Here is a 16,664-nt window from a genome sequence, read left to right on the forward strand (position 1 = left end):
AATTATATTTATTGATAGTTAACCATGAAGTATTTTTTCTTACCGCGACGAATAATCGTAAATTCGCCATCAATTTTATCTTCTGGTGCTAAAGCATAATTAACATCTTGTTGTCTCTCACCATTAATATAAATCGCACCATTGTTAACATCTTCACGTGCTTGTCGTTTAGAAGGAGAAATGCCTGTTTCAATAAGGACTTCAACGATATTTGTTGTGTCATTTGATAATGTCACTTGAGGCACATCTTTAAATCCATCTTTTAATTCTTTCGCTGATAATGATTTTAAATCACCACTAAATAATGCTTGTGAAATACGGATTGCATCATTTAATGCATCTTCACCATGAATAAATTTAGTTACTTCTTCAGCTAATGTTTTTTGAGCTTCACGTAAATGCGGTGCTTCATTTTTAGATTGTTCTAAGCGATCAATTTCTTCTTTTCCTAAGAAAGTAAAGTATTTTAAGAATTTAATTACATCTTCGTCTGATTGATTAATCCAGAATTGATAAAATTCATAAGGACTTGTTTTTTCAGCATCTAACCAAACAGCACCTGACTCAGACTTACCAAATTTCTTACCATCTGATTTAGTTACAAGCGGAATAGTTAAACCGTATGCGTCTGTTTGACCATACATACGACGCATTAATTCAATACCACTTGTGATATTACCCCATTGATCTGATCCACCTACTTGAATCTTACAATTCAATTCTCTATTCAAATGACCGAAATCAATAGCTTGTAAAATCGTGTATGTGAATTCTGTATATGAAATACCATGTTCTAAACGACTTTGGATTGAATCTTTACCTAACATGTAATTAACGCCGACGTGTTTACCATAGTCACGTAAAAAACTAATTAATGAGATTTGTCCTAACCAGTCTCTATTATTAACAAGCACTGCACCATGGTCTGTTCCAAATTCAAAAATATTGTGCATTTGCTTACTAATACCTTCGATATTTTTATCTACTTGTTCTTCTGTTTGTAGCACACGTTCTTCTGATTTACCTGATGGATCACCAATCATACCTGTACCACCGCCAATTAAAACGATAGGACGATGTCCATGTTCTTGAAAACGTCTTAATGTTAAGAATGGTAGTAAGTGACCAATATGTAAACTATCTGCCGTTGGATCGGCACCGCAGTATAACGTCACTTGTTCTTTATTTAATAAATCTTCAATACCTTGTTCATCAGTTTGTTGATAAATAAGACCTCTCCATTTTAAATCTTCAATTAATACATTCGTCATTATTATTTCCTCCTATTTATAATTATTTATTGAATACTTGTTAAAATACTTTAAAGTTTTTTGAACGTAAAAAAAACCCTTACAACAAATATGTAAGGGCGCGATTGCACGTTACCACCAAACTTAAACATAATCATAAGATAATGTTCACTCTATTAATGATACGTTCATTAATAAACGTAGGACATGTTAGTTATAAAGGTGTATTCATATTATTAAAAACACTAGTTCACAGCGACCACTAGCTCTCTGATGATTTCAAATAATATTACTTGTCCTTTTATCCTATTCTTTATGCATTTTCCCTAATTATAATTAACGTTAAAATAAAAGTCAAATTGCTTAAATATGGTATACTATACGTAATTTAGGAGGTTAAAGATGACGAATCAAGACAACAATCATCAATTGAATCATCGTATATATCATTTTGAAAAGATATATAAAGCTATCAAACATGTCATTGTTTTTATATTTATGATTTTCATTGCCATCGTTGCTATCGCTGTGATTGCGATGTCTTTATATTTTCATCATTTAACTAAAACGTCCGACTCATTATCAGATGATGCTTTAATAAAAAAAGTTCGACAAATACCTGGCGATGAATTATTAGATCATAATAACAAAAATTTATTATATGAGTATAACCATTCTCAAAACTCACTCATTATAGGCCCTAAAACATCAAGTCCAAATGTCATTAAAGCATTAACGTCATCTGAAGACACTTTATTTTATAAACATGATGGCATCTTACCAAAGGCGATTTTAAGAGCAATGATACAAGATATTTTTAATACTGATCAAAGTTCAGGTGGTAGCACAATTACACAACAACTTGTTAAAAATCAAGTTCTTACCAACGAAAAAACATATAGTAGAAAAGCAAATGAACTTCGCCTAGCAATTAGATTAGAACACCTACTCTCAAAAGATGAAATTATATATACATATTTAAATATAGTTCCCTTCGTAGAGATTATAATGGCGCTAATATTTCCGGAATTGCATCCGCTTCATATAGTCTATTTGGTATTCCACCAAAAGATTTATCAATTGCACAATCTGCATACCTTATCGGTTTGTTGCAAAGCCCATATGGCTATACACCCTACGAAAAAGATGGAACGTTAAAATCGGATAAAGATTTGAAATATAGTATTCAAAGACAACATTATGTATTAAAGCGTATGTTAATCGAAGATCAAATCACTGAAAAAGAATACAACGACGCATTAAAATATGATATTAAATCACATTTGTTAAATCGAAAAAAGCGTTAATTGATGCTCACTTTTTAAAGTAACCACAACAATGAATCCAAATATTAAAAACAGCAGTAAGATTATTTTCAATTAGAAAATTTCTCACTGCTGTTCTTTTTATTTACTCTAAAGGAAAGCCATTAAACCAATCAATAGTTTATAAATTAATTGCTTTCACATTGTCTACAAAGTTAATCATACATATGCTATATTTAGTTAATTATTTAGATTCTTTTCTGAATTTAGGAATGAATAAAGCTAACATACCTAATAACGCATATAAGCCCCACCATGATTGGCTTGAAGTTGTTTCTCCAGTTTTTGGTAGCATTTTAGATTGACTAAGTTTGTTTTCTTTCGATGGTGTGCCGGCTTTTTCTTTTGTTTTCACTGTTTTATCTACAGTTTTATGAATATCACTCGGCAGATGTTCAGTTGTTTTTTTGTCAGTAACTTTGTCTGTATTATTATAATTTTGTTTCACTACGTCAAGCTTTGCTGCTTTTCCAGTATGATTATTTTTATCGGCAATATGATTCAGCTGTATGACTTTGTCTTTATTTTTATTAGAGTCTTTATCAGTATCGACATTAGATGACATACCAACGCTATTATCGGCATCTTTATCCACATTTCTATCAGTATCTTTGGCAATTTGAGTATCCATTTCTTTTAAATCATATTTATCGAAGTGATTATTATCCGACATATCGGATAAATGATCAACATCATGTTGCACATCTTTATCAATATTATTATCAGCATCTTTAACCACGTCAGACTCTGGTTCTATCACATCTGCTTTATCAGACGCATCTTTAGGATTTGTTGCAGTGCTGCTATTTTCAGCTACATCTGTATCAGCAACCTTACCTTCTTGTCCTGTTTGTACATTTAGCGGTTCACTCGTGTTATTTTGTGATGTATCATCATCTTTTGTATTGATATCCTGATTTATAATTCTGACATGATATTGACCTTCATAACCAATGTTTGCCACAACGACTTTAACAATCGCATTGTAAACTGCTTTGTCAGGTATATATGGGAAAATCAGCGTTCTAGAATTATTTTTAGGATCTTTAGAAACAGTAGTGACACGTTTACCTTCTACAATTAAATCTTTCCAGTAACTGTCATCCTTTGTTTTCATCACTACATATTTTTGACCATTTAAAGTTGCTGTATAGAATGGATGTTCAACAAAGCCGTCCATAACTGACTCACTATTTTCTTCACTTTCAAAAACAACAAAATGCGCTTCTTGTAAATCTGTTAATTGATCATTTGTAGGTGTAACATTTTCAAATTCCGTCACTGCTGATTTAACTTGATCAGCTAACTCTACTCTAGTTTGATCTAATTTCTTTTTATATTCCGCCTTATATTTTTCTGGCAATTTCTCTTGTAATTTTTCTAATTCATAAACTTGTCTTTCTAACGTTTTAGCTTTGTGATACGGAGCTAATAATTTTTGTAAATTGTATGTTTCTTCATCCACATAGTCGTCTGGGTTATTAGTAATAGGCTGTGCAAAGACCATTAGCGTATAATCATAGTCTTCATGGATGTTCTCACCATATTCAATAGATGACACAATTTTAACTTCTCTCGTACCATTAGATACTGGGAAACGAATATAGGCATAATCTTTATCAGAATCATATGATACTAATTCGACTGGTAACTTTTTGTCACCTTCATAAACTTCAAATTTCTTCCATGTTGAAGCTGTCTTTAAACCTAATTCAATTATTGGTCCTGTTTTTGTAAAAATGACAGTTGCTGGTTCAACAGTACTAGCATAATGATAGAACTGTCTTTCACCTTTATCATTTTTCATTTGAAAATCAATTGGTCGCCAATTATCAGCTGTATGTTCTTTATCGATGATAGCCGGGTTTTTAATTGCATCTTGTAGTGATTCATCTGCTGGTGGATACTGTTGATTAACATCCGACTGATTACTTGACTCATTCGTTTTATCGTTAGTATTACCATTAGAATTTGTTTCATGAGCTGGTTGGCTTGACGCTTGATCTGCATTCGTTGACGATTTTGGTTGTGCAGGTTGACTCATATTGGTCGTTGCCTGCGGTTGATTATTAGCATTGTTGATCGTTGATATATTTTGATTAGATGTATTCGTGTTTGTTTGATTACTTGCGACTGAACTTGATTGATCATTCGTTACTACTGCATCATTTGTATCTGATTTTACAAGTGAAGGATCGTTATAAATAGGTTTAGCAAATACTAATTTAGTATAATCATAATTTGTTTCTTCTCCATCATCAATTTGAGTCGAAGAAACAATTTTCAATTCTTGTGTGCCATCTGAAACTGGGAATCGAATATAGGCATGGTCTTCTGGTACAGGACTATATGATACAAGTCTCACTGGCAATTTTTGATTGTTTTCATAGACTTCAAACTTCTTCCATGTTGAAGCAGTATTGATGTCTAATTCAACTTCTGCTTTCTTTTTAGTGTAATACACATCTGCTGGATCTTTGATGCTGAAAAAGTGATAGTACTGCGTTTCATTGTTTTTATCTAATAACTGGAAATTGACTTGTTCTCTTGGACCTATATCATGTTCTTTATTTTCTAATGCAGGATCTTTAATTGCATCTTTAAGTGATTCATCCGCTGCAGGATAGTTTTTCGCAGTGTTTGCTGGTTGCGTAGCAGGTTGTGTTTGATTTGTATCCTTAGGTGGCTGAGTTGTAGTTGCATTATTATTTTGATTTTCCGAGATTTTATCTGAAGTATTTGTATTTTCTGCTGCTTGTGCTTGATGTTGAGAAGTAATTAAAAATAGTGTACTGACAATGACCGATGCAACGCCTAGAGTTGATTTTCTAATAGAATAGAAAGACCTTAATTTTGGGTGATGTTTGTTCATGTTGTTAACAACTCCTATAAGATTATATTTAATTGATAATAATTATCAATATCAATTATTAGTGTTAATTGTAGCGCATCCCAATTAAATATTGCAACCTATTTTATTAATTTTTTTTAATATGGAATATTCATTGCATCGCTTTCCTATTCTTCAAGCCCACTTTTTATCTTCATATACATTAATTAACCACCTTCAAACATTGTCGTTAGATTCGCCAAATTGAATCTATTTTTAGCACAGCAAAAAACCGAACTGCTGAAATAATGCATCTCCAACAGTCCGGTCTATTAAACTATTTACTTATCTTTATTAAACAATTGACATGATTTATTAGAATAACCCAATTGCATGACCATCATCAGTAACATCCATGTTTAATGCTGCTGGTTTTTTAGGTAAACCAGGCATAGTCATGATTGCACCTGTCAACGCTACGATAAATCCTGCACCTGTTTTCGCTTCTAATTCACGAATTGTAATTTCAAATCCTGATGGTGCACCTAACAACGTTTGATCATCTGAGAATGAATATTGTGTTTTCGCCATACATACTGGGTAATTATCCCAACCATTTTCTTTAAATTGTTTTAATTGTTTTTGCGCTTTACTGCTAAACGTTACTTTTGAACCGCCATAGATTTCAGTCACAATCTTTTCAATCTTTTGCTCTAATGGTAATTCTAATTCATATAAAGGTTTAAATGAATTAGGTTGATCAATGACTTCTAATACTTCATTTGCTAAGTCAACGCCACCTTTACCACCTTTTTCCCAAACTTCAGTTAAGGCAATTCGTACGTTATTTTCTTTAGCCCAAGATTTTACATATTCTACTTCTGCATCGGTATCATGTATAAATGCATTAATTGCAACAACCGGTTCTACACCGAATTTTTTAATATTATTAACATGACGCTCTAAATTAACAATTCCTGCTTTTACTGCTTCTACATTTTCTTCTTTTAAATTATCTTTCGCTACACCACCATGCATTTTTAACGCACGAATTGTCGCAACAACAACGACAGCTGCCGGATCAAATCCTGCTTCACGCGCTTTAATGTCCATGAATTTTTCAGCGCCTAAGTCTGAACCAAATCCAGCTTCCGTTACAACGATATCAGCTAAATCACGTGCTGTTTCAGTTGCTAAAATTGAGTTACAACCGTGTGCGATATTCGCAAATGGTCCACCATGAACTAATGCAGGTGTCCCTTCAATTGATTGTACTAAGTTTGGTTTTATTGCATCTTTTAAAATCATTGCAAGTGCACCTTCCACTTTTAAATCTGCAACTGTAACTGGCTTGCGATCTCTAGTGTAACCAATAGTAATACGACTAATTTTATCTTTTAAGTCTTTAATACTTCTACTTAAACATAAAATCGCCATAATTTCAGACGCTACTGTAATATTAAAGCCATCTTCACGTGGTACACCATTTGTAGGTCCACCTAACCCAACGTTTACATGTCTAAGTGCACGATCATTCATATCTAATACACGTTTCCACTCAATACGTCTTTGATCGATTCCTAATTCGTTACCTTGGTGAATATGATTATCGATAAACGCAGACAATGCATTATTTGCAGTTGTAATCGCATGGAAATCTCCGTTGAAATGTAAGTTGATATCTTCCATAGGTAAGACTTGCGCATAACCACCACCAGTCGCACCACCTTTGATACCAAATGTTGGTCCTAAAGCAGGCTCTCTTAATGCAACCATAACGTTTTTATTTAACTCATGGAATGCATCAGCTAAACCAACTGTAACCGTTGATTTACCTTCACCAGCTGGTGTTGGGCTCATCGCAGTTACTAAAACAACTTTCCCTTTGTTTTCTCTTGGCGTAATTTTATTAATGTCGATTTTAGCTTTGTAATGACCATAAGGTTCTAATGCATCCTCTGAAATACCTACTGATGCAGCAATATCCTTAATTGGTTGTAGTGTTGATTGATTCGCAATATCTAAATCTGATAAATGAGTCAACTTTTTTCGCCCCTTTTTGTTTAATTTATGCATTTATAATATGTAAGTTGTAGCTAAGAAATTTTTACTTACATTCATATAATAACGAACTGTTAAAAACTTGTCGACTAAATCGGGTTAGCGCTTTCATTTTTGCAATAAATTCACTTATTAAAGTTTTGTATTATACAACTTTTAGCGCTTGATACTATTGATAACTATATTTTTCTATTATTTAAAATAATCATCTTCCAAAGATCATATTAAAAATAAAAAGCAATATAAAGATATGCCATTATTGTTATGTCATCATTTTCAAATGCTTTCTACGAAATGATATGACACAAGTTAACAGTTCTTTATATTGCTTATCGTAAAGTAAACGATTATTTAAACATTGACATGAAATATGTTGTCACCCTTTATTCTTCGAAAAAAATCTTCAATAACATTCATGTCATTATTCCATTGTACTTAAATCCCCAGCATCTAAATTTAATTCCCAAGCTTTTAATACACGTCTCATAATTTTACCTGACCGTGTTTTAGGTAATTTATCTTTAAATTCGATTTCACGTGGTGCTGCATGTGCCGACAAACCTTCTTTAACAAATATACGAATTTCTTCTTTTAATTCGTCTGTTGGTTCATATCCTTTTCTCAGTGCAACAAACGCCTTAATTATTTCACCGCGAACCGGATCAGGTTTACCAATAATTCCTGCTTCGGCAACTGCTTCGTGTTCAACCAATTTAGACTCAACCTCAAATGGTCCAACTCGTTCACCAGCTGTCATAATTACATCATCAACACGTCCTTGGAACCAGAAGTAACCATCTTCATCTTTATATGCCGAATCACCAGATACATACCAGTCTCCAATAAAATATGATTTATATTTTTCTGGATTCTTCCAGATACGATACATCATTGATGGCCAGCCTTTTTTTATAGCAAGGTTGCCCATTCGATTTGGTGGTAATTCATTCCCTGCATCATCGATAATTGCAGCTTGAATACCAGGTAATGGTTTGCCCATTGAGCCAAGCTTGACGTCCATCGTTGGATAGTTAACAATCATATGTCCACCTGTTTCTGTCATCCACCAAGTATCTAACACCGTTAAACCGTATACTTTTTTCGCCCATTTTATAACTTCAGGATTTAAAGGCTCACCTACTGATAGAATCGAACGTAACGATGACAAGTCATATTTCTCAACAATATCGTCACCAGCACTCATTAACATTCTTAAAGCTGTTGGTGCCGTATACCAAATCGTCACTTTAAAATCTTCAATCATACTATACCACTGTTCTGGCGAAAAGCGACCACCAGCTATACAATTTGTAGCGCCATTTAACCATGGTGCAAAAATACCATAAGATGTTCCTGTAACCCAACCTGGATCTGCTGTACACCAATAAACATCATCTTCTTGTAAATCTAATACATATTTTCCAGAAATATAGTGCACTAACATTGCTTGTTGAACATGCAATACACCTTTAGGTTGCCCAGTAGAACCTGATGTATAATGTAAAATCAAACCATCATCCGACTTTAACCATTCAATGTCAAATTCATCGCTAGCAGTTTCCATCAAACTAATGAAGTCTATGTAATTGTCTTCTACATCCTCATCTACGACAACAATTTTTTTCAAGTTTGGTAATTTATCTACAGGTACTCGAGGTAACAATGCCTTATTAGTAATTAACACTTTAGCTTCACTGTTCTCTAATCTATCCGCAACTGCCTTTTCCATAAATGCTTCAAATAACGGCCCAACAATTGCACCAATTTTTAAAACACCTAACAACGCAAAATATAGTTCAGGTGTACGCGACATAAATATAAATACTCTGTCACCTTTGTCAACTTCTGCATGTTCAGACAAAACATTCGCTGCTTTATTAGATAACCGTTGCATATCTTTATAAGTATACGATTCTTTTCTGTGCTCATCTTTGTAATTTAACGCTATTTTATCCCCTAATCCTTGATCTACATGGCGATCTATGCATTCATATGCCATGTTCATTTTTCCAGTTTCACTCCAAGAAAATGCTTGTTCTACGTCTTTCCAATCAAAAGTATTATATGTTTCTTCATAATCTTTAAGGTTATGTTTACCTTGCGCTCCTTTATAAACTTCGACTTTCATTTGAAACTCCCCCTTTGTTATGTGAAAACGCTTTCTTTCTCAATATTATACATAACATTTCTAATTATTCAAAATTTTTACTTTTATCCTTTTTCTAGTATTAATTATTGTAAATTTTCTATATAATGAATTTAATACAATCACGACGTCGATTGAGGAGTTGAAAATATGAATCATTTAAAGACGTATCAATCCGAAGATTATTACATTCATGACAAGCAATTTGTTATTGAAGGTCCTTTAACACACGAAGATTTGAAAGCGCTTACTTTCGATGCGCATTTAACCGCATTTAGAGATGCTGAAGATCAGTATAAAGCTTTGTTAGAAATTACAACATTACCAGAAGGTAGAATTTATGTTGCTCGCCAAGATCAACTCATTGTGGGTTATGTCACTTTCCACTATCCTGATGAAATTGAGCGCTGGTCTACAGGTAAGCTTCCATATTTAATCGAATTGGGGGCAATTGAAGTCAGCATCAATTTTAGGCAATTACAACTTGCAGAAAAGCTGATACAACTTAGCCTTTCTACACCAGAATTCGAGAATTATATCGTTATAACTACAGAATATTACTGGCATTGGGATTTAAAAAATTCAAAGTTAGATGTATTTGACTATAAAAAATTAATGCAGCGGTTAATGGCAACTGGTGGACTTGAAATATTCGCTACAGATGATCCAGAAATAACAAGTCATCCAGCTAATTGTTTAATGGCAAGAATTGGCAAAAACATTACATTAGAACAGCAACAAGCGTTTGATGATATTCGTTATATGAATCGGTTTTTCTTTTAATTTTTGGAATATCGGAGGGATTATATGCAACAACATTCATCAAAAACTGCATATGTTTATTCAGATAAGTTATTACAATATCGATTTCATGACCAACATCCCTTCAATCAAATGCGTTTAAAATTAACAACAGAGCTACTTTTGAATGCAAATTTATTGTCTCCAGAACAAATAGTACAACCTAGAATTGCAACAGATGACGAATTAATGTTAATTCATAAATATGATTACGTCGAAGCTATTAAGCATGCTTCACATGGCATTATCAGTGAAGATGAGGCTAAGAAATATGGATTAAATGATGAAGAGAATGGTCAATTTAAGCATATGCACCGCCATAGTGCCACAATTGTTGGAGGCGCTTTAACTTTAGCAGATCTTATTATGTCAGGCAAAGTATTAAATGGTTGTCACTTAGGTGGTGGTTTGCATCACGCTCAACCTGGTCGAGCAAGTGGTTTTTGTATATACAATGATATTGCAATTACCGCACAATACTTAGCTAAAGAATACAATCAACGCGTTTTAATCATAGATACCGATGCACATCATGGAGATGGTACACAATGGAGTTTCTATGCCGATAACCATGTTACTACTTATTCTATCCATGAAACCGGAAAATTTCTTTTCCCAGGCTCTGGTCACTATACTGAGCGCGGTGAAGATATCGGCTATGGACACACTGTAAATGTCCCACTTGAACCGTATACAGAAGATGCATCATTTTTGGAGTGTTTTAAATTAACAGTTGAGCCTGTCGTAAAGAGTTTTAAACCTGATATTATTCTAAGCGTAAATGGTGTCGATATACATTATCGTGATCCACTAACTCATCTAAATTGTACGTTACATTCATTATATGAAATTCCATATTTTGTAAAATATTTAGCTGATTCTTATACGAATGGAAAGGTAATTATGTTTGGTGGCGGAGGCTACAATATTTGGAGAGTCGTACCACGTGCATGGAGTCATGTATTCTTAAGTTTAATTGATCAACCAATTCAAAGTGGTTATTTACCGTTAGAATGGATTAATAAATGGAAACATTATTCATCTGAATTATTACCTAAAAGATGGGAAGATCGTTTAAATGATTATACCTATGTCCCCCGCACAAAAGAAATTAGTGAAAAAAATAAAAAATTAGCTTTACATATAGCGAGTTGGTACGAATCTACTCGTCAATAAGTAACCTAATCTGCAACGATTTTAAAAGATAAATAAAAGGCATTCTTCCAACACCCATATAATTTGGGTCGTTAGATGAATGCCTAATTTTGTGAATTTATTTTGTAGTTCCTCGGTATTCAATTCTGTGAGGTAAAACTACATTTGGTTCTTCTATCTTTTCATCGTTCATATATTTTGTTAATAAGCGCATCCCTACTGCACCGATATCATATAATGGTTGAATAACACTAGAAAGTTGTGGTCTAACCATCTCAACTAATCGTGTATTATTGAAACTAATAATTTGTAATTCCTCTGGAACTTTAATACCAGCATCCATTGCACTATGCATAATACCAATTGCTTCTTCGTCGCTGATACATAAAATGGCATCTGGCAAATTGCCTTTCATTTTGGCAAAAGCTTTTACGCCTTCTTTATAACTTTCAGCACCAGAACAATTCAATGTATCACCTAATTGAAGGCCATTTTTATTTAACACTTCAGTTAAACCTTCTAAAACATCTTCTTGAGCTTTTTTAGAATGTTCTCCACCTACTAAAGCAAATGATTTAGCGCCTTTTTCAATTAATTCTCCCGTAATTTCTTTCGCAGCTTCAGTAAAATCAATATTAACTGATGCTATATGTGCATCCTTACCATTTGTTCCTGATACTACTACAGGTACAGATGATTGATTTATCAATTCTTTCATTTCTTCAGTAATTGTACCACCAAGGAAAATAATACCATCAACCTGTTTACTTAATAAGTTATTAAAAATTTCTTTTTCCTTTTCAGGATCGTTATCTGAATTTGAAATAATTGAGTGATATTTATACATTGTTGCAATATCTTCAAGTCCACGAGCAAGTTGTGAATAATAGATATTAGATATATCTGGAATGATCACACCTACTGTTGTTGTCTTTTTACTAGCTAAACCTCTAGCAACAGCATTTGGACGATAATTCAAACGCTTAATGACTTCGTTAACTTTATTTTTAGTTTCTGCTTTAACATTTTGGTTCCCATTAACAACACGCGACACTGTGGCCATAGAGACACGCGCTTCTCTTGCTACATCATATATAGTAACTGTCATAATTTCCTCCTTGTAAACGTTTTATTCATTATAATAACATGTTTTCATTTCATTTTCATAGTTTACCATATTTTAATTTACAGTAACATATTTTTGTTTGGAAAAATTTAGCGAAAAGCTTGAAATAAAAACAAACGCTAAATGATAACGAACGATATATTTTAATTTTATATAAACTTTTTTCATTTTTAATTGTAATGTTTTGAGAAAGCCTTTTCAAATATCAATTGCATTTGTTGAAAAATGTTCACATTTCAGCAACAAATGTGTGAATCTATTATATTTTACAGATAATTCATAGTTATAATTTTAATTACTGCTATCAGTCATAATCTTTAATAATTGTGAAATTGAACAAGTGTCGAAGTATTATAACAATCGTTAAGTGCAGTATACCTTTATTTCTATACAAAAAATAATAGCCACTCTAAAAGTAATATACTCTTAGAATGGCTGTAAGTTTAAAATTGTCGATTCAAAGATAATATTCTACTTCAACATGACATATTAGTTAAGTAGTCTATAGTTTCCTTGGAATATTATTTTAACTTTTTAGCGTTATATAAATCAGCTAAAGGCTTTAATTCATCATAAAATGCTTGGAATTCATCTAAATCCATTTGTTGACCCGCATCACTAAGTGCAACAGATGGATCTGGATGCACCTCAGCCATAACTCCATCAGCACCAACTGCTAATGCTGCTTTCGCAGTTGGTAACATGATATCTTTACGACCTGTACTATGCGTAACATCTACCATGACTGGTAAGTGTGTACCTTGTTTTAAAATTGGTACTGCTGAAATATCTAAAGTGTTACGTGTCGCCTTTTCATAAGTTCGGATTCCACGTTCACATAAAATAATGTTTTGATTACCTTGTGAAGCAATGTATTCAGCTGCATAAACAAACTCTTCGATTGTAGCAGATAAACCACGTTTTAATAGAATAGGCTTTTTCGTACGGCCAGCTTCTTTTAATAACTCGAAGTTTTGCATATTACGTGCACCAATTTGGAATACGTCTAAATACTCATCAGCCACTTCAAAATCATTTGGATTTACGATTTCGCTGACAACATTTAAATCATATTTATCTTTAATCTGTTTAAGTATTTTAAGTCCTTCAACACCTAGGCCTTGGAAATCATATGGTGATGTACGTGGTTTAAATGCACCGCCACGAATAAATTTTTCACCTTTAGCATGTAAGTTTTTAGCAACAGCTTCAACTTGTTCAAATGATTCAACTGAACATGGCCCAAATACAAATGATTTATTGCCGTCTCCTATAATGCCCCCATTATCAAATGTTACAATCGTATCTTCAGGTTTCAACTTACGTGATACATATAAATGTTTTTCATTTTCAGATTTTTGTAAATCTGTAGAGGCTTTGAAAATTTCTTTAAATAATTGCTTAATAGTATTATCGTTGAATGGTCCTTTGTTACTATCGATTAAGTCGTTAAGCATTTCTTTTTCACGTTGTGGATCATAAATACGTGTACCTTGTTTTAATTTTTCTTCCCCAATTTTTTGTGCTAGTTCACCACGTTTAGATAATAAGTCTAAAATTTGATGATTCAGTGATACAATCTCACTTCTGTATGATTCTAATTTATTACTCATCCTTACTCACCTCTACTAATTATTTCAAGTATATTCCACTTTAAAGCAATAAAATATAATGTTAAAAAATATTCTAACAATATCATATGTATAGTTCAACCCTAAATTGACAGAAAATAATCAATTTTCTAATTATATGATTCGAGACTGACATTTCGATTTTCTCAGTCATTATTGGAAAGTTATATTCTATATTGATATTTATTAGCAAATGTTAATCAATTAAATAAGTGTCATTATTATAGCTTATTTTGAGTCAACATTACTGCTTTTAAGAAAAATTTTCGTTTCTATCTTCTATTATAAATCTAAAATTCTCATACATTCAACCTAACGCTTAATAAAAATTAACAACCTTTGTCTTTGTATATTAATATAAATCTATAGTGAACATCACTCACCAACACATTCAGCTATATTTAAATTAGTGAACGTCATTGTACCTTCTAAAATTCATTGTTTATTTGATTATCGAATATTTTTCCATCTTCAGCTTAAAATGTGCAATATCACTATTGTTATCTAACGATGTTTCAAACAACATAAATACATGAAATGATCGCATTGCCTTTCAAAATAAACTGATGATATCAAAAAAGGTAAGCACCTGAATGCCTACCTTTTATTTTGAAATTCAATTTTTAAAAATATATTACATAGCTTACTGCTATGATTGATTATTCAACGATTTTAGTAATCTTAGTCATTGAATGTACGTTTCTCTATTTTACTTTTAGCTTTCTCAACTTTAGCATTTGGCGTTTTTGATGCATTGGATGATTTAGCATTTGTTGTTTTTGAATTCTTATTACTAGTTTGATTATTCTTTTGAGTTGACTTACTTGAACTACTTTGTTTCTTTGCACCTTGTGATGATTTCTTATTATGTTGCTTTTTCTGACCTGAAGTTTTATTTGTAGATGCTTTTGATGCATTTCGTTTATTTGAAGGTGTTGTTTTTTTAGATTGTTTACCTGATTTCTTGTCAACAGCTGTATTATTAGTTGTTTTTTCATCAGCTTTACGTGTAATAACACCATTTTCAAATTTAGCTTCTTTTTGTTTAACAGTGTCTTTATTATCTATATTAACCGTCTCTGTCTCTGATACATCATTCTTTTTAGTAACTAATTGAGGAATTTCTTTCAAGTCATTTTTAGCAACTGGTTTTTCTGCAAATAACGCTTCAGTTAATTGACTCTCTTTTGAACCTGGTGTTAATTTAGCTTGCTTCTGTTTTGCAGCGTTTGCTAATCTTTCAGCTTGTGACTCTGGTTTTGATACTTCTACCTTTGCTGCACTTGCATCTTTAGTTAATGTGTCACTGTCTTTCTCTGCTTGTGCTTCTCTTTTAGCTTCTTGAATCTCTTGTGCTTCTTGTGATGTATCACTTAAATTATTTGCACTTGCTTCTTCTTTTATCGCTGCTTGTTGTGCCTTTAATGCCGCTTGCTCATTTTTAGATTTGTTTAAAAATCCTTCAACACGTTCTTTTGTATAGGCAACCGTTTCTTCAAGTTGCGTTTTTCTTTCTTCAAACTTTTGCGACAGTTCTTGTTCTTTGACTTTTAAATCATCTGCTTTTTGATAAACTTTATTTTTAAAATACAAACCTAAAGCTGAACCAACAAGCGCGCCAGTTATAAAACTAACAACAAAATCTTTACGGTTTGGTAGTGGTTCATTTTGATAAGTGTGTTTATTTTTTAATGTTCTTTTATCATTTTGTTGCTGCGTCATTTGTATATCCTCCTATAACAAATGCACTTAAATAAGTAACAACCTCATTTAAGTGCATTTGTTTAATTATTAATTATTTATCTACTCTAGAAGTATAGCTATGATTTGCATCAGTTGCTACATTATTAGCTTTGTAATTTGCACTTCCACGACGGTAGTGTCTATTTTGCCATTTGTCTGCAATTTCCATTGCAACATTTGACCATTGAACAACTTGTGAGATTTTATCTTCATTTTGAGAAATATTATGTGTAATTGAATTTGTTACACGATCTACAGAGCTGTTTAACGTTTGTACTGAGTCACCGATACCTTTAACAGCATCTACAACTGAGTTTAAACGATCTACTTTACCTTGGATATCCTCAGTTAAACGGTTTACTTTATGAAGTAAATCTGTTGTTTCACGAGTAATACCTTGAACTTGACCTTCTACACCGTCAAGTGTTTTTGCAACATAATCTAAGTTTTTCTTAACAGAATTTAATACAGCTACGATACCGATACATAAAATTAAGAATGCAATCGCAGCGATAATTCCAGCAATTGGTAAAATCCAATCCATTAAAAACGCCTCCTAATTAACATGTAATAATGTCATTAATAATAAATACCCA

14 protein-coding genes and 1 pseudogene are annotated in these 16,664 nt (G+C 32.5%); 4 read left to right on the top strand and 11 right to left on the bottom strand.

Annotated elements, in window-relative coordinates:
• Positions 1-8: 8 nt before the first annotated feature.
• Positions 9-1,271, bottom strand: coding sequence for a tyrosine--tRNA ligase (gene tyrS / locus AA076_RS08780; RefSeq protein ID WP_000186029.1), 1,263 nt, complete (start codon positions 1,269-1,271; stop codon positions 9-11).
• A gap of 381 nt (positions 1,272-1,652) precedes the next feature.
• Between tyrS and AA076_RS08785 the strand changes: the two are divergent.
• Positions 1,653-2,557: pseudogene (locus tag AA076_RS08785) on the top strand (transglycosylase domain-containing protein).
• Here the strand turns inward: AA076_RS08785 and AA076_RS15135 are convergent.
• Together AA076_RS15135 and harA are read right to left on the bottom strand one after the other, a co-directional pair.
• Positions 2,537-2,629 (bottom strand): hypothetical protein, encoded by a 93-nt coding sequence (locus AA076_RS15135; RefSeq protein ID WP_001789987.1) that lies wholly within the window; start codon positions 2,627-2,629, stop codon positions 2,537-2,539. The pseudogene AA076_RS08785 and the gene AA076_RS15135 sit on opposite strands and share 21 nt — an antisense overlap.
• 130 nt (positions 2,630-2,759) lie before the next feature.
• Positions 2,760-5,447 (bottom strand): haptoglobin-binding heme uptake protein HarA, encoded by a 2,688-nt coding sequence (gene harA, locus AA076_RS08795; RefSeq protein ID WP_001032766.1) that lies wholly within the window; start codon positions 5,445-5,447, stop codon positions 2,760-2,762.
• Between harA and AA076_RS15140 the strand changes: the two genes are divergently transcribed.
• Positions 5,446-5,535: a hypothetical protein gene (locus AA076_RS15140; protein WP_000927785.1), complete on the top strand. Its 90-nt coding sequence runs from the start codon at positions 5,446-5,448 to the stop codon at positions 5,533-5,535. The genes harA and AA076_RS15140 overlap by 2 nt on opposite strands.
• A gap of 245 nt (positions 5,536-5,780) precedes the next feature.
• Here AA076_RS15140 and AA076_RS08805 read toward each other — a convergent pair whose 3' ends face one another.
• Both AA076_RS08805 and acsA read right to left on the bottom strand, forming a co-directional pair.
• Positions 5,781-7,448 carry a formate--tetrahydrofolate ligase gene (locus AA076_RS08805; protein ID WP_000149403.1) on the bottom strand — a complete coding sequence of 556 codons (1,668 nt, stop codon included), beginning with the start codon at positions 7,446-7,448 and terminating at the stop codon, positions 5,781-5,783.
• A 439-nt stretch (positions 7,449-7,887) separates the two neighbouring features.
• Positions 7,888-9,594, bottom strand: a complete 1,707-nt coding sequence (gene acsA / locus AA076_RS08810; RefSeq protein WP_000862083.1) for an acetate--CoA ligase — start codon at positions 9,592-9,594, stop codon at positions 7,888-7,890.
• Between the two features lie 168 nt (positions 9,595-9,762).
• On the opposite strand from acsA, the gene AA076_RS08815 reads away from it, so the two are divergent.
• Positions 9,763-10,395, top strand: a complete 633-nt coding sequence (locus AA076_RS08815; RefSeq protein ID WP_001015996.1) for a hypothetical protein — start codon at positions 9,763-9,765, stop codon at positions 10,393-10,395.
• A gap of 24 nt (positions 10,396-10,419) precedes the next feature.
• Positions 10,420-11,589: an acetoin utilization protein AcuC gene (locus AA076_RS08820; protein WP_001184005.1), complete on the top strand. Its 1,170-nt coding sequence runs from the start codon at positions 10,420-10,422 to the stop codon at positions 11,587-11,589.
• Positions 11,590-11,686: 97 nt separating this feature from the next.
• Here the strand turns inward: AA076_RS08820 and ccpA are convergent, their stop codons facing one another.
• The 6 genes from ccpA to AA076_RS08850 all read right to left on the bottom strand — a co-directional run bounded on the left by ccpA (position 11,687) and on the right by AA076_RS08850 (position 16,612).
• Positions 11,687-12,676, bottom strand: a complete 990-nt coding sequence (ccpA, locus tag AA076_RS08825; RefSeq protein ID WP_000219066.1) for a catabolite control protein A — start codon at positions 12,674-12,676, stop codon at positions 11,687-11,689.
• Positions 12,677-12,748: 72 nt separating this feature from the next.
• A complete protein-coding gene (locus AA076_RS15145) occupies positions 12,749-12,862 on the bottom strand; it encodes a hypothetical protein (RefSeq protein ID WP_001788994.1) in 114 nt (37 codons plus the stop codon).
• 353 nt (positions 12,863-13,215) lie between these two features.
• Entirely contained in the window at positions 13,216-14,307 is a 1,092-nt protein-coding gene (locus tag AA076_RS08835; protein ID WP_000066378.1) for a bifunctional 3-deoxy-7-phosphoheptulonate synthase/chorismate mutase, read from the bottom strand.
• 460 nt (positions 14,308-14,767) lie between these two features.
• Entirely contained in the window at positions 14,768-14,872 is a 105-nt protein-coding gene (locus AA076_RS15150) for a hypothetical protein (RefSeq protein ID WP_001791758.1), read from the bottom strand.
• Positions 14,873-15,006: 134 nt separating this feature from the next.
• Positions 15,007-16,047, bottom strand: coding sequence for a hypothetical protein (locus tag AA076_RS08845; RefSeq protein ID WP_000193921.1), 1,041 nt, complete (start codon positions 16,045-16,047; stop codon positions 15,007-15,009).
• 73 nt (positions 16,048-16,120) lie between these two features.
• On the bottom strand, positions 16,121-16,612 hold the full coding sequence (locus tag AA076_RS08850) for a DUF948 domain-containing protein (RefSeq protein ID WP_000383814.1): 492 nt from the start codon (positions 16,610-16,612) through the stop codon (positions 16,121-16,123).
• Positions 16,613-16,664: the final 52 nt, after the last annotated feature.

Source organism: Staphylococcus aureus (genome assembly GCF_001027105.1).
Lineage (GTDB): Bacteria > Bacillota > Bacilli > Staphylococcales > Staphylococcaceae > Staphylococcus > Staphylococcus aureus.

Excerpts from the sequence above, each read along its gene's own strand:
- tyrS (WP_000186029.1), bottom strand. The coding sequence starts at position 1,271 with ATGACGAATGTATTAATTGAAGATTTAAAATGGAGAGGTCTTATTTAT.
- AA076_RS15140 (WP_000927785.1), top strand. The coding sequence starts at position 5,446 with ATGTTGTTAACAACTCCTATAAGATTATATTTAATTGATAATAATTAT.
- harA (WP_001032766.1), bottom strand. The coding sequence starts at position 5,447 with ATGAACAAACATCACCCAAAATTAAGGTCTTTCTATTCTATTAGAAAA.
- acsA (WP_000862083.1), bottom strand. The coding sequence starts at position 9,594 with ATGAAAGTCGAAGTTTATAAAGGAGCGCAAGGTAAACATAACCTTAAA.
- AA076_RS08815 (WP_001015996.1), top strand. The coding sequence starts at position 9,763 with ATGAATCATTTAAAGACGTATCAATCCGAAGATTATTACATTCATGAC.
- AA076_RS08820 (WP_001184005.1), top strand. The coding sequence starts at position 10,420 with ATGCAACAACATTCATCAAAAACTGCATATGTTTATTCAGATAAGTTA.
- ccpA (WP_000219066.1), bottom strand. The coding sequence starts at position 12,676 with ATGACAGTTACTATATATGATGTAGCAAGAGAAGCGCGTGTCTCTATG.
- AA076_RS15145 (WP_001788994.1), bottom strand. The coding sequence starts at position 12,862 with ATGAAAAAAGTTTATATAAAATTAAAATATATCGTTCGTTATCATTTA.
- AA076_RS08835 (WP_000066378.1), bottom strand. The coding sequence starts at position 14,307 with ATGAGTAATAAATTAGAATCATACAGAAGTGAGATTGTATCACTGAAT.
- AA076_RS15150 (WP_001791758.1), bottom strand. The coding sequence starts at position 14,872 with ATGCGATCATTTCATGTATTTATGTTGTTTGAAACATCGTTAGATAAC.
- AA076_RS08845 (WP_000193921.1), bottom strand. The coding sequence starts at position 16,047 with ATGACGCAGCAACAAAATGATAAAAGAACATTAAAAAATAAACACACT.
- AA076_RS08850 (WP_000383814.1), bottom strand. The coding sequence starts at position 16,612 with ATGGATTGGATTTTACCAATTGCTGGAATTATCGCTGCGATTGCATTC.